The sequence below is a fragment of the Methylorubrum sp. B1-46 genome (assembly GCF_021117295.1).
Lineage (GTDB): Bacteria > Pseudomonadota > Alphaproteobacteria > Rhizobiales > Beijerinckiaceae > Methylobacterium.
Genome location: NZ_CP088247.1, coordinates 1,659,788 through 1,672,995, shown reverse-complemented (window position 1 = coordinate 1,672,995; position 13,208 = coordinate 1,659,788). Strand labels below are relative to the sequence as shown.

The 13,208-nt window shown below is 69.6% G+C and carries 14 protein-coding genes; 8 read left to right on the top strand and 6 right to left on the bottom strand.

Features of this window, described 5'->3' with window-relative positions; genetic code table 11:
• Window positions 1–7: 7 nt before the first annotated feature.
• Window positions 8–979: a bifunctional 2-polyprenyl-6-hydroxyphenol methylase/3-demethylubiquinol 3-O-methyltransferase UbiG gene (locus LPC10_RS07845; RefSeq protein WP_133087962.1), complete on the bottom strand. Its 972-nt coding sequence runs from the start codon at window positions 977–979 to the stop codon at window positions 8–10.
• A 196-nt stretch (window positions 980–1,175) separates the two neighbouring features.
• On the opposite strand from LPC10_RS07845, the gene hemH reads away from it, so the two are divergent.
• The 6 genes from hemH (at window position 1,176) to LPC10_RS07815 (ending at window position 7,622) form a co-directional block, all read left to right on the top strand.
• Window positions 1,176–2,246: a ferrochelatase gene (gene hemH / locus LPC10_RS07840; protein WP_231346191.1), complete on the top strand. Its 1,071-nt coding sequence runs from the start codon at window positions 1,176–1,178 to the stop codon at window positions 2,244–2,246.
• Between the two features lie 270 nt (window positions 2,247–2,516).
• Window positions 2,517–3,086 (top strand): F0F1 ATP synthase subunit delta, encoded by a 570-nt coding sequence (locus tag LPC10_RS07835; RefSeq protein ID WP_231346190.1) that lies wholly within the window; start codon window positions 2,517–2,519, stop codon window positions 3,084–3,086.
• Window positions 3,087–3,156: 70 nt separating this feature from the next.
• Window positions 3,157–4,686 carry a F0F1 ATP synthase subunit alpha gene (gene atpA, locus LPC10_RS07830; RefSeq protein ID WP_231346189.1) on the top strand — a complete coding sequence of 510 codons (1,530 nt, stop codon included), beginning with the start codon at window positions 3,157–3,159 and terminating at the stop codon, window positions 4,684–4,686.
• 90 nt (window positions 4,687–4,776) lie between these two features.
• Window positions 4,777–5,667 carry a F0F1 ATP synthase subunit gamma gene (locus LPC10_RS07825; RefSeq protein ID WP_231346188.1) on the top strand — a complete coding sequence of 297 codons (891 nt, stop codon included), beginning with the start codon at window positions 4,777–4,779 and terminating at the stop codon, window positions 5,665–5,667.
• Between the two features lie 25 nt (window positions 5,668–5,692).
• Complete coding sequence (gene atpD, locus LPC10_RS07820) at window positions 5,693–7,141, top strand: F0F1 ATP synthase subunit beta (protein ID WP_231346187.1); 1,449 nt, start codon at window positions 5,693–5,695, stop codon at window positions 7,139–7,141.
• A gap of 79 nt (window positions 7,142–7,220) precedes the next feature.
• Complete coding sequence (locus tag LPC10_RS07815; RefSeq protein ID WP_108939453.1) at window positions 7,221–7,622, top strand: F0F1 ATP synthase subunit epsilon; 402 nt, start codon at window positions 7,221–7,223, stop codon at window positions 7,620–7,622.
• 167 nt (window positions 7,623–7,789) lie between these two features.
• Here LPC10_RS07815 and LPC10_RS07810 read toward each other — a convergent pair whose 3' ends face one another.
• The 5 genes from LPC10_RS07810 to LPC10_RS07790 all read right to left on the bottom strand — a co-directional run bounded on the left by LPC10_RS07810 (window position 7,790) and on the right by LPC10_RS07790 (window position 11,067).
• Window positions 7,790–9,052: a CCA tRNA nucleotidyltransferase gene (locus LPC10_RS07810; protein WP_231346186.1), complete on the bottom strand. Its 1,263-nt coding sequence runs from the start codon at window positions 9,050–9,052 to the stop codon at window positions 7,790–7,792.
• Window positions 9,049–9,306: a DUF6111 family protein gene (locus LPC10_RS07805; protein ID WP_231346185.1), complete on the bottom strand. Its 258-nt coding sequence runs from the start codon at window positions 9,304–9,306 to the stop codon at window positions 9,049–9,051. The genes LPC10_RS07810 and LPC10_RS07805 overlap by 4 nt, the downstream gene beginning before the upstream one ends.
• 68 nt (window positions 9,307–9,374) lie before the next feature.
• Window positions 9,375–10,055, bottom strand: a complete 681-nt coding sequence (locus LPC10_RS07800; RefSeq protein WP_231346184.1) for a CoA pyrophosphatase — start codon at window positions 10,053–10,055, stop codon at window positions 9,375–9,377.
• Window positions 10,052–10,636, bottom strand: coding sequence for a DUF1285 domain-containing protein (locus LPC10_RS07795; protein ID WP_231346183.1), 585 nt, complete (start codon window positions 10,634–10,636; stop codon window positions 10,052–10,054). The genes LPC10_RS07800 and LPC10_RS07795 overlap by 4 nt, the downstream gene beginning before the upstream one ends.
• Window positions 10,633–11,067, bottom strand: coding sequence for a PaaI family thioesterase (locus LPC10_RS07790; RefSeq protein ID WP_231346182.1), 435 nt, complete (start codon window positions 11,065–11,067; stop codon window positions 10,633–10,635). The genes LPC10_RS07795 and LPC10_RS07790 overlap by 4 nt, the downstream gene beginning before the upstream one ends.
• A 197-nt stretch (window positions 11,068–11,264) precedes the next feature.
• On the opposite strand from LPC10_RS07790, the gene LPC10_RS07785 reads away from it, so the two are divergent.
• Window positions 11,265–12,275, top strand: coding sequence for a MoxR family ATPase (locus tag LPC10_RS07785; RefSeq protein WP_231346181.1), 1,011 nt, complete (start codon window positions 11,265–11,267; stop codon window positions 12,273–12,275).
• A gap of 11 nt (window positions 12,276–12,286) precedes the next feature.
• The gene (locus LPC10_RS07780; protein WP_231346180.1) at window positions 12,287–13,201 is read left to right on the top strand and encodes a DUF58 domain-containing protein; all 915 of its coding nucleotides are present in this window, start codon (window positions 12,287–12,289) and stop codon (window positions 13,199–13,201) included.
• The last annotated feature ends 7 nt before the right edge of the window (window positions 13,202–13,208 follow it).

Genomic DNA, 13,208 nt, shown 5'->3' with positions numbered 1-13,208 from the left:
CACCGGCTCAGCGTTTGGCCACTCCGTCCTTGGCCATGCCGTCGCGCACCGCCTTGGCGTTGCGTCGCAGCGCCGGCCAGATCCAGGCGCCCGAGGCGAAGTAGAGCCCCGCCGACATCGGCTTCAGATCAACGGCGAGCCGGTCGGCGAGGCCGGGATTCGTCAGCGGCACGGCGGGCGCGTCGGTCTTGCGGTAGACCACCGTGGTGTCCTCGCGCCAGTACTCGGTATGCGGCACGAGGCCGGCGCGGCGGGCGAGCAGGTCGAAGGTCTCGCGGACGTAGCCGTGGACATGGGCGAAGTGGAAGCGCTCGTGCGGCGGCTTGCCGGTGGCGGCCATGTTCGGCACCGCGGCGTAGAGGATGCCGTCGGGCTTCAGCCAGCGGGCCAGCCGCTCCATCGTCTCGGCCGGGTTGCGCAGATGCTCGAGCACGTGGTGCGTCGAGATCACGTCGAAATGGCCGGCGGGGAAGCGGTTCGGGTCCTCGGCCTCGTCGAGCACCTCGACGCCGTGATGGGTCCGCGCATAGGTCGCGTAGTCGCGGCCCGGCTCGACGCCGATCACCTCGCAGCCGCGGCTCTTGGCTTCCGCCAGGAACTCGCCCGACCCCGAGCCGAAATCGAGCAGCTGCGCGCCCGCCTTCAGCTTCGGCGCCAGCAGGTCGGCGCGGAACTTCGCCTCGCGGGCCGAGCGGTTGAGGTGGTGGCGCGGCGGGCCGCCGGCGAAGGCGAGCTGGTAGTCGGCCCGGTAGGCGCTCGCATAATACTCCGCCAGCTCGTCCGGCGTCGGCATCGGGTCGGTGCGGATCAGGCCGCACTGGGTGCAGGCGATCGAGCGCAGGGTCTTGAGCCGCCGGTCGGTCTCGGCCACGGTGACGGCGTCGCGGCATCCGCACAGGTTGCACGCGGCCGGCGCCCCCTCGTAGGGGTAGCCGGTGAACGGCACGAAGTGCTTCAGGAAGTAGCGGGGGGACGGCATGTCGCGCTGGCCTCCGGAGCGATTTCGGGCAAAGGGTTTGCGCAAGATAAAGGCCGGACGCTCCGAGCGGAACTTCGGAGAATCTTGGCCTTGGAAAGCCGCCTGCTCTAGATCGAACGGCCGGCCCGCACAACCGGATCGCTTGCCGCATTGAGGCCGCGTTGAGGAAGGCGGGACGCCCGTGACCGGAAACCCGATGAACGAACGCGTCGAACCCGCAACCCTTCTGCGCAACCCCGTGAAGGTCGCGCCCACCGCCCTGCCGCCCGACCACCCGGCGGTGAAGACCGGCCGCGTCGGTGTGCTCTTGATGAATCTCGGCACCCCCGAGGGCACGAGCTACTGGCCGATGCGCCGCTATCTCAAGGAGTTCCTCTCCGACCGCCGGGTGATCGAGGTACCGCGGCTGATCTGGTGGCCGCTCCTCAACCTCATCATCCTGACCAAGCGGCCGGGGCCGAAGGGCCGCGACTACGCCAGCATCTGGAACAACGAGCGCGACGAGGGTCCGCTCAAGACCATCACCCGCGGCCAGTGCGAGAAACTGCAGGCGGCGATGGGCGACTCGGTCGTGGTCGACTGGGCGATGCGCTACGGCAAGCCGGAGGTGAGCCTTCGCATCCAGGCACTGCTCGACCAGGGCTGCGACCGCATCCTGCTCGTGCCGCTCTATCCGCAATACGCGGCCGCGACCTCGGCCACCGCCTGCGACCAGGCCTTCAAGGCGCTGATGCAGATGCGCTGGCAGCCGACCGTGCGGGTCTCGCCGCCCTATCACGACGATCCCGTCTACATCCAAGCCATGGCGGATTCGATCCGCGAGGGGCTGGCCAAGCTGGACTTCGAGCCGGAGGTGATTCTCACCTCGTTCCACGGCGTGCCGAAGAGCTACCTGCTCAAGGGCGACCCCTACCATTGCCAGTGCCTCAAGACCGGCCGGCTGATCCGCGAGGCGATGGGCTACACCCCCGAGCAGATGCGAGTGACCTTCCAGTCGCGCTTCGGCAACGAGGAATGGCTCAAGCCCTACACCGATGAGACCGTGCAGGCGCTGGCGAAATCCGGCGTCAAGCGCATGGCGATCGTGGCACCGGGCTTCACCGCCGACTGCCTGGAGACGCTGGAGGAACTCGACGGCGAGAACCGCCACTATTTCGAGGAGAACGGCGGCGAGAAGTATGCCTTCATTCCCTGCCTCAACGATTCCGACCTCGGCATGCGGGTGATCGAGCACATGGTCCGGCGGGAATTGCAGGGCTGGATCTGACGGCGAAGGGCCGGCCCGGATCGGACAACGCTCGCGCGAAACGATCTGAGCCGGCGTTCCGTCCATGCGCTCACGCCGGACGAAGGCTCAACCATGGCCCTAACGTTGCCTTGCGCCCCCCCGGATCGCATGCTAGGCGACAGCCGCGCCGCGGGGAGACCGTTCAAGGCCTTCCGAGCCCGGTGCAATTCCAATCCCCACGGACTTTGAGGCACCGCCGGATCCGGCGGGCGAGAAGGACCGGCGGGCAAGGATAAGAGAGAGCGACGGGTGGCGCAGAACGGTTCCGAGGGTCCCCTGCTGGCTGGTGTGGCGGGCCGCTACGCTTTGGCCCTGTACGAGCTGGCCCGCGACGAGGGTCAGGTCGACGACGTTGCCAAGAACCTCGATGCGTTCGACGCACTCTATCGCGAGAGCGCGGATCTCCGCCGCCTCGTGAAGAGCCCGGCCTTCTCGGCCGAGGAGCAGACGGCCGCCGTGAGCGCCCTGCTCGACCGCGCCGGCATCTCGGGGCTGGCCGCCAACTTCATCAAGCTCTCGGCCGCCAACCGCCGCCTCTTCGCCCTGCCGGACATGATCCGCGCCTATCGCGAGCAGGTGCGCGAGGCCAAGGGCATCGTCCGCGCCGAGGTCCGCGTGGCGGAGAAGCCCTCCGACGCCGTGATCGAGGAGATCAAGGCCTCGCTGCGCGACGTCGCCAAGTCCGAGGTCGATCTCGACCTCCACATCGACCCGAGCCTGATCGGCGGCATCGTCGTCAAGATCGGCTCGCGCATGGTCGATGCCTCGCTCCGGACCAAGCTCAACAGCATCCGTCTCGCCATGCGGGAAGCCCGCTGAGGGGCCTGTCCCCTCGCGACCGACCCGACACCCGAACAGACACGCACCCGACCTTTAAAGAGGCCCGACGATGGACATCCGCGCCGCCGAGATCTCCGCGATCCTGAAAGAGCAGATCAAGAATTTCGGCCAGGAGGCCGAAGTGACGGAAGTCGGGCAGGTGCTCGCCGTCGGCGACGGCATCGCCCGCGTCTACGGCCTCGACAACGTCCAGGCCGGTGAGATGGTCGAGTTCGAGTCGGGCGTGCGCGGCATGGCCCTCAACCTCGAGCAGGACAATGTCGGCGTCGTGATCTTCGGCTCCGACCGCGAGATCAAGGAAGGCCAGACCGTCAAGCGCACCGGCGCCATCGTGGACGTACCGGTTGGCAAAGGCCTGCTCGGCCGCGTGGTCGACGGCCTCGGCAACCCGATCGACGGCAAGGGCCCGATCCAGTCGACCGAGCGCCGCCGCGTCGACGTGAAGGCGCCGGGCATCATCCCGCGCAAGTCCGTGCACGAGCCGATGGCCACCGGCCTCAAGGCGATCGACGCCCTGATCCCCGTCGGTCGCGGCCAGCGCGAGCTGATCATCGGCGACCGCCAGACCGGCAAGACCGCGATCGCGCTCGACACCATCCTCAACCAGAAGCCGGCCCATTCGGGCACCGACGAGAACGCCAAGCTCTACTGCGTCTACGTCGCCATCGGCCAGAAGCGCTCCACCGTCGCCCAGTTCGTGAAGGTCCTCGAGGACCAGGGCGCGATGGAATACTCCATCGTCATCGCCGCCACCGCCTCGGACGCCGCGCCGATGCAGTTCATCGCGCCGTTCGCCGGCTGCGCCATGGGCGAGTATTTCCGCGACAACGGCATGCACGCCGTGATCGTCTATGACGACCTGTCCAAGCAGGCGGTGGCCTACCGCCAGATGTCGCTGCTCCTGCGCCGCCCGCCGGGCCGCGAGGCCTATCCGGGCGACGTGTTCTACCTCCACTCGCGCCTGCTCGAGCGCGCCGCCAAGATGGGCGACGCCGCCGGCAAGGGTTCGCTCACCGCGCTCCCCGTGATCGAGACCCAGGCCAACGACGTCTCGGCCTACATCCCGACCAACGTGATCTCGATCACCGACGGCCAGATCTTCCTTGAGACCGACCTGTTCTACCAGGGCGTTCGCCCGGCGGTGAACGTCGGCCTCTCGGTCTCGCGCGTCGGCTCCTCGGCCCAGACCAAGGCGATGAAAAAGGTCGCCGGCAAGATCAAGGGCGAGCTGGCGCAGTACCGCGAGATGGCTGCCTTCGCGCAGTTCGGCTCTGACCTCGATGCCTCGACCCAGCGCCTGCTCAACCGCGGCGCCCGCCTGACCGAGCTCCTGAAGCAGCCGCAATTCTCGCCGCTGAAGATGGAAGAGCAGGTCGCGGTGATCTACGCCGGCGTCAACGGCTACCTCGACAAGCTCCCGGTCAACCAAGTCCGTCCCTTCGAGGACCAGCTCCTGAACACGCTGCGCTCGAAGCACCAGGACTGGCTCGACTCGGTGCGCGACTCCAAGGACCTGTCGGACGCCAACGCCAACACGCTCAAGGGCGTGATCGAGACCGTCGCCAAGTCGTTCGCGTAAGGCGTCGATTAGAAAAGTAATGCCGGACGGCCGCTTTCTCCGGAGGGCGGCCGTCGCCGAGACGTCCGCGAGCGATCTGGAAATCCGCCGATGCCGAGTTTGAAGGATCTGCGCAACCGCATCACCTCGGTGAAGGCGACGCAGAAGATCACCAAGGCGATGCAGATGGTCGCCGCCGCCAAGCTGCGGCGCGCCCAGAACGCCGCCGAGAACGGCCGCCCCTACGCCGAGAAGATGGCCCAGGTGCTCGGCAACCTCGCCGGCAACCTGATCGGCGGCGTCGGCGCCCCGCGCCTGCTCTCCGGCACGGGCCGGGATCAGGTCCACCTGCTCGTCGTCTGCACCGGCGACCGCGGCTTGGCCGGCGCGTTCAACTCGTCGATCGCGCGTCTAGCCCGCGACCACGCCAACCGGCTGATGGCCGAGGGCAAGACCGTGAAGATCATCACGGTCGGCAAGAAGGGCCTCGATATCCTGCGCCGCCAGTTCCGCGACCAGATTATCGCCTCGCGCGATATCCGCGGCAACCGGCCGGTCGATTATCCCTTCGCCGCCGAAATCGCCGACGACATCCTCGCCCGTTTCGAGGCCGGCGAGTTCGACGTGGCGACCCTGTTCTACTCCGAGTTCCGCTCCGTCATCTCGCAGATCCCGACCGCGCAGCGGATCATCCCGGCCGAGCTGCCGCAGACCGACGCGACCGCCGCCAAGGCGGCCGGATCGGACGCGGCGATGGAGTTCGAGCCGAACGAGGAGACCATCCTCGAGACGCTGCTGCCGAAGAACCTCACCGTCCAGGTCTTCCGGGCGCTCCTGGAAAACGCCGCCTCCGAGCAGGGCGCGCGCATGAGCGCCATGGATTCGGCCACCCGCAACGCGGGCGAGATGATCAAGAAGCAGACGCTGGTCTACAACCGCACGCGTCAGGCCATGATCACCAAGGAACTCATCGAGATCATTTCGGGCGCGGAAGCGCTCTGACCGCCGCTTAAGAGGACATATCGCAATGGCGAACACCGCTTCCCCGGCCACCAATGCCAAGGGCCGCATCACCCAGGTCATCGGCCCCGTGGTCGACGTGCAGTTCGACGGCTACCTGCCGGAGATCCTGAACGCGCTGGAGACCAAGAACCAGGGCAACCGCCTCGTGCTCGAGGTGGCGCAGCAGCTCGGCGAGAACACCGTCCGCTGCATCGCCATGGACACCTCGGAAGGCCTTGTGCGCGGCCAGGAGGTCTCCGACACCGGCGCGCCGATCCGGGTGCCGGTCGGCCACAACACCCTCGGCCGCATCATGAACGTCATCGGCGAGCCGATCGACGAGGCCGGCCCGATCCAGGCCGACACCTACCGCGCCATCCACCAGCCGGCCCCGTCCTACGACGAGCAGTCGACCGAGGCGCAGATCCTCGTCACCGGCATCAAGGTGGTGGACCTGCTCGCCCCCTACGCTAAGGGTGGCAAGATCGGCCTGTTCGGCGGCGCCGGCGTCGGCAAGACCGTGCTGATCATGGAGCTGATCAACAACATCGCGAAGGCCCACTCGGGCTACTCGGTGTTCGCCGGCGTGGGCGAGCGGACGCGTGAGGGCAACGATCTCTACCACGAGATGATCGAGTCCAACGTCAACAAGAACCCCAAGGAGAACAACGGCTCGGCCGAGGGCTCCAAGTGCGCGCTCGTCTACGGCCAGATGAACGAGTCGCCCGGCGCCCGCTCCCGCGTGGCGCTGACCGGCCTGACCATCGCCGAGCAGTTCCGCGACGAGGGCCAGGACGTGCTGTTCTTCGTCGACAACATCTTCCGCTTCACGCAGGCGGGCTCCGAAGTGTCGGCGCTTCTGGGCCGCATCCCCTCCGCGGTGGGCTACCAGCCGACGCTGGCCACCGACATGGGCGCCCTGCAGGAGCGCATCACCACCACCACCAAGGGCTCGATCACCTCGGTGCAGGCGATCTACGTGCCGGCCGACGACCTGACCGACCCGGCGCCCGCCGCCTCGTTCGCCCACCTCGATGCCACGACCGTGCTCTCGCGCTCGATCGCCGAGAAGGGCATTTACCCGGCCGTGGACCCGCTCGACTCCACCTCGCGCATGCTCTCGCCGGCGATCCTCGGTGAGGAGCACTACGACGTCGCCCGCCGCGTCCAGCAGACCCTGCAGCGCTACAAGTCGCTCCAGGACATCATCGCGATCCTGGGCATGGACGAGCTCTCGGAAGAGGACAAGCTGACGGTGGCCCGTGCCCGCAAGATCGAGCGCTTCCTCAGCCAGCCGTTCCACGTCGCCGAGGTGTTCACCGGCTCGCCGGGCAAGCTCGTCGCGCTCGAAGACACGATCAAGGGCTTCAAGGGCTTGGTCGAGGGCAAGTACGACGACCTGCCGGAGGCCGCCTTCTACATGGTCGGCTCCATCGAGGAGGCCCAGGAGAAGGCCAAGAAGCTCGCCGCCTAACCACGGCCGACGCTTCCAACCCGGTGCGCGGAACCGATCCGGTCGGCGCACCGCTCAACCTCTCGCGGACACCTGACGCATGGCCACCTTCCAGTTCGATTTCGTCGGCCCCGAGCGGACGCTGTATTCCGGTGAGGTCGAGGCGGTTCAGCTTCCCGGCGCCGAGGGCGAGATGACCGTGCTGCCGGGCCACGCCCCGGTGCTGACCGCTCTTAAGGTCGGCGTCATCACCGTCACCGAGACGGCGGGTAACGGCAAGCGCATCTACGTCCAGGGCGGCTTCGCCGATATCGGGCCGACCTCCGTGACGGTGCTCGCCGAGCGCGCCGCGCCGATCGAGGAGCTGACCCCCGCCATGCTCGACAAGGAGATCGAGGCGGCGGAGCTGGCCCGCGACGCGACCCAGGACTACGCCAAGCGCGAGGCCCTGAACGCTCAGATCGTCCAGATGCAGGAAGCCAAGCACACGCTGAGCCTCTGATCCGTTTCGGAGTTTCGGATTTTGCAGGGCGCCGGGAAACCGGCGCCTTTTTTGTCTTTGCGGAAGACTTGTTTGTTTTTGCGGAAGTCTTGCGCCCTCGCGGAGCGGGGCTTCGCTTTCGCTCGCGACGACGGCGCAGAGGCGAAGCGAACCGAGCGGATTCCGTCCTAGGGCGTCCCTGCCACCTCCAGCGCCCGCGCGATCAGCCGTTCCCGCGCCTGCGCATCCGCCGGGCAGCCGCTGGCGAGCCACAGCGTCCGGGCGGCCCGCAACCCTGCTCCGACCGCCCGGCCCGGCGGCACGCCGCGCGCCACGAGGTCGGCACCCGCCACAGGGAAGACGGGCTGCGTGCCCGAAGCCTCCATCCGGTCGAGCGTTGCCCGCGCCTCGGCTGTCACGAGCGGGCGCGGCTCACCGTCGAGGGCGGTGAGGACCGCGCGCAGCGGCCCGGCGCCGTGGGTCGCGACTAGGGCCGGCACCGCCTCCGCCGCGATCACCGGCCGGTCGTGGAGAATCGCGAGCGCCGCGGCGTAAGCGGTGAGGCGGGTATGCTCGGCCCGGGACAGGCGGAGGCTTTCCTGCAGCCGGTCCGCATCCTCGGTCGTGCGCACGGCGAGCGCCGCGAAGCGGGCGACGGCATCGAGGCCCGGCTCGGCCGCCGCGCTGCGGGCGAAGCGACCGAGTTCGCCGACGCCGCCGAGGATGCGCAGCAGCAGACCGGTCTCGCTGAGCGAGGCCACCGCCTCGACCGCGCGGGGTGCGAGCAGCAGCTTCAGGAACTCGGCGCGCACCCGCTCCCGCGAGAGCCGATCCAGGCTGTCGCGGGCGGCGATGGCGGCGAGGAGGCCCTCCGGGTCGGGCGCGCCGTGTCCGTAGCGGGCATGGAAGCGGAAGAAGCGCAGGAGCCGCAGGGCATCCTCGCGCAGGCGGGTCGCGGCCTCGCCGATGAAGCGCACCCGGCCCGCGGCGAGGTCGGCCACGCCTCCGGTCGTGTCGTGCAGGCGGCCCTGCGCGTCGAGCGAGAGTGCATTGATGGTGAAATCGCGCCGCTCGGCATCGCGCGAAAAATCGCGGCCGAAGCGCACCACCGCGTGGCGCCCGTCGGTTTCCACATCCTCGCGCAGGGTCGTCACCTCGTGCGGCTGCCCTTCGACGACGAGGGTGATCGTGCCGTGCTCGATGCCGGTCGGAACCGCCTTGATTCCGGCGGCGCGGGCGCGCGCCATCACCGCCTTGGGCAGAAGCGTGGTGGCGAGATCGATGTCGCTGACGCTCGCGCCGAGCAGCGCGTCGCGCACGCAACCGCCGACGAGGCGCGTCTCCTCCCCCGGCCCGTCGAGCGCCGCGAGGCAGGCCTGCACGCCTTCCCGCGCCAGGAGGCGGGCGGGGCCGTCCGCGGCAAGGGGAGGGGGCAACGAGTCGGCGCTCATCGGAAATGGCCCGGCACCAGCCGACCGTTCTCGAAGCGGGGCAACTCGTAGCCATCCTGGGTGCGTTCCCCGGTCAGGCCGGTCATGACGAGGGAGGCGATGACGATGAACAGTCCGGCCAGCACCAGCCGCGTCCATTGCGGCTTCCACTCCGCATGGTCGAGCGGCGAGCGCCGGGCGAGCAGCAGCCACGCCGCGAAGGCGAGGAAGGGCAGGGAGAACAGGAGGATTTCCTGGAGGACGAGGCGGAGCATCAAGACTGCGATCTGCAAGGGGCCGCGAGGGGCCTGTCAGGCGTCAAGGCGTTCAGGGGTAAAGACCTTCAGGGGTAAAGACGTTCTTGGAGGTTGTGCACGATCCCCGCCGTGACGCCCCAGATCAGGTGCTCCGCGAAGGGGATGGCGTAGAAATAGCGCGTCCGGCCCTTCCATTCCGCCGAACGGACGAGATGCCGCGCCGGATCCATCAGGAAGGCGAGCGGCACCTCGAACACGGCCGCTACCTCCGCCGGGTTCGGGGTGAGAACGGCCTCATGCGCCACGAGGCCGACGACCGGCATCACGAGGAAGCCGGTGCCCGAGAGATAGGGATCGAGATAGCCGAGCGGTCGCACCGCCCCGCTCTCCAGGCCGATCTCCTCCTGCGCCTCGCGCAGAGCGGTGTCGATCGGCGAGGTGTCCTCGGGATCGACCTTGCCACCGGGGAAGGCGACCTGCCCCGAATGGTCGCGCAGATGCGCAGCCCGTTTCGTAAACAGCAGCGTCACGCCGTCCGGGCGGTCGATCACCGGAACCAGCACGGCGGCCGCCCGGTGAGGCGTGGCCGGCGCGACGGCGAAGCCCTCCGGCTGGAGGTCGTGGTCGCCGCGCGGGTTCGACAGCGGCACGCCCGGCCCCGGCGGCACGTGGCTCAGGCGGGTCTCCGCCCGCGCGAGGAAGCCGTCGAGGCCGAACACGTTCGCGGACGCGCCTTCCACAGACCCCGCCGCCTCGGCCAGCCTCATGCGCCCTCGCTGGCGGGGGCGATGCGGTGGAAATGGCCCCCGGCCCAGAGGCCGAACCACGCCTGCCCGTCGATTTCGCGCTCCTCGCCCATCTCCACGAGGTCGTAGGTCAGGGGGCGGCTCACCAGGGCCCAGAGGTCGCGGCGGACATGGAGATAGGGCTTGAGCCCGTCCGCCCCGTCGGCAAAGCGGATCGGGTGGTCGGCATCGGCCGGCACGAGGTCGTCCACGGTGGTGCGGAAGGCGATGCGCCGGCCCTCACCCTCGCCCTCCACCGCCATCTCGACGGCGGCGAAGGGCGCGTCGTCGACCTGAATGCGCACCCGCTCGGCGGGGGTGACGAGCACGGTCGAGCCGTCCGGCTCCTTGCGCAGGATCGAGGCGAAGAGCTTCACGAGCTTCGGCCGGCGGATCGGCGAGCCGTTGTGGAACCACGTCCCGTCGGCCGCGATGCGGATGTCGATCACGCCGCAATGCTCCGGGTTCCAGCGCTCCACCGGCGGCAGGCCGCGTTGGCCGACCTCGCCGAGGGCGGCGCTGAGGCGGGCCAAAGCCGGATCGTCGGAGGGAGGCTGGGTCATGACTTGCCGCCGGGCTTGTCCCGCAGAACCTTCCAGATTCCCGTCACCGCCGCCAGCGGCCGGCCGCCGCTGGTCAGCGTGCCGCGCACGAAGACGAGGGAGGCGGTCTTGCGCACGATTTCCGGGACGGTCTCGATCAGGTCGCCGATCTGCGCCGCGCCGACGAACTGGCTCGACATCTCGATGGTCACGGCCCGCGCCCCCTCGCAGGCGTCGCGCACGACGATGCTGAGCGCCCGGTCGGCGAAGGTCAGCAGCATGCCGCCATGGACGATGCCGACGAGGTTGCCGTGCCGCTCGTCGGTGCGGAAGGCGAATTCCTTCCGACCGCCGGCCGTGCGGTGATAGACCGGCCCGACATGAGCGATGAAGCCGGGATCGGTGAAGGCCTCCCACCCCTCCGGAAAGGCCGCGCGCTCCTCGTCCGTCATCCGATCTTGCCTCCCCGAATTGCGGAGGTCTCGGCCCCCGCGATGCACGATGTCGCGGGCGTCCTGCCCGCCGCGCCTGGACCGCCCATATAGTGCCGAACTGCCGCGCGGCAGCGCCGCGCTTGCGTTCGGCCCGCGTTCGGCGCCAGACTCAGGCACTTTCGGGCCCCGCGCCCGGTCATCGCAAGGTTCACTTCATGGCACAGGGCGCCGGACCGGCCAGCACGACGAGCCTCGACGACGGGATCGTCGCCACCGCCGAGACCTGCCTCGCCGCGATTCACGAGGCGCGGGAGGCGATCCACGGGGTCATCTTCGGCCAGGAGAAGATCGTCGATCTGGCCCTGGTCACCATCCTGGCCGGTGGCCACGGCCTGCTCGTCGGCCTCCCCGGCCTCGCCAAGACCAAGCTGGTCGAGACGCTGGGCACCGTACTCGGGCTCGACGCCCGCCGGGTGCAGTTCACGCCGGACCTGATGCCCTCCGACATCCTCGGCACCGAAATTCTCGACGAGGATGCCGAGCGCCGCCGCTCCTTCCGCTTCGTCAAGGGACCGGTCTTCACCCAGCTCCTGATGGCCGACGAGATCAACCGGGCCAGCCCGCGCACGCAATCGGCCCTGCTCCAGGCGATGCAGGAGCATTTCGTCTCGGTGGCGGGCGAGCGCCACGACCTGCCGCGGCCCTTCCACGTGCTGGCGACGCAGAACCCGATCGAGCAGGAGGGCACCTACCCGCTGCCCGAGGCACAGCTCGACCGCTTCCTGCTGGAGATCGATGTCGGCTATCCCGACCGCGCCGCCGAGCGCCGCATCCTCATCGAGACGACCGGCGTCGAGGACGCGCGAGCGAGGGCGGTGATGAACACCGAGCAGTTGCTCACGGCGCAGCGCCTCGTGCGGCGCCTGCCGGTGGGCGATGCCGTGGTCGACGCCATCCTCGACCTCGTCCGCTCGGCCCGCCCCGAGGGTGGCGATCCGGCCATCGCGAAGAAGCTGCTGTGGGGGCCCGGCCCCCGCGCGAGCCAGGCGCTGACGCTGGCTGTCCGCGCCCGCGCGCTGATCGAGGGCCGCGTCGCCCCTTCTGTGGCCGACGTGAAGGCGCTGGCCGAACCGGTGCTCAAGCACCGCATGGCCGTCACCTTCGCGGCGCGCGCCGACGGCGAGACGGTGACCGGCCTGATCGGCCAGCTCGCCGCCAAGCTCTGAGTTCCGCGCGGATGGCCTCCACCCGGCTCGTCGAGGCCGAGAGCCGCCGCCCCGGCGGCGCGCAGACCGGCGGTGCGCTCGCGCTCGCCGAGGTGATGCCGCGGCTCGTGCTGGAATCGCGCCGCGTCTCCGGCACCCTGGCGCACGGCCTGCACGGACGCCGCCGCGCCGGGCCGGGCGAGAGCTTCTGGCAGTTCCGCCCCTTCGTCACCGGCGAGGCGGCGGCACGCATCGACTGGCGCCGCTCGGCCCGCGACGACCGGCTCTACGTACGCGAGCGCGAGTGGGAGGCCGCCCACAACATCTGGATCTGGATTGACCGCTCCGCCTCGATGGGCTTCGCCTCGGACCTGGCCCAGACCTCGAAGGTCGAGCGGGCCCTGGTGCTCGGGCTGGCGCTCGCCGACACGTTCGTGGAGGGCGGCGAGCGCGTCGGCCTGCTCGGGCTCACCCGCGCGACGGCCGCGCGCGGCATCGTCGAGACCCTGGCCCAGGCGCTGGTCAACGACCGGGCCGGGCTGAGTCAGGACCTGCCGCCGCCGGCGCGGCCCGGCCGCTTCGACGAGGCCGTGCTGGTGAGCGACTTTCTCACTCCCCTCGACCGGGTGCGCGAGTCGGTGCAGGCCAATTCCGTCCACGGCAACCGCGGCCACCTCGTGCTGGTGGTCGATCCGGTGGAGGAGACCTTCCCCTTCACCGGCCAGGCCGTGCTGCACGATCCGGAAAGCGGAGCGAGCCTCGATATCGGCGAGGCGGGCGCCTGGGGCGAGACCTACCGGAGCCGCATCGCGGCGCACCGCGACGGCCTGTCCGAGATCGCCCGGCAGCGGGGCTGGACGTTGACGATCCACCGCACCGACCGGCCGGCGAGCGAGGCGGCCCTGCGCGTCCTCACTCTTGTCGCCGCCGCGCGCGGGCTCGGCTGAAAGGCGA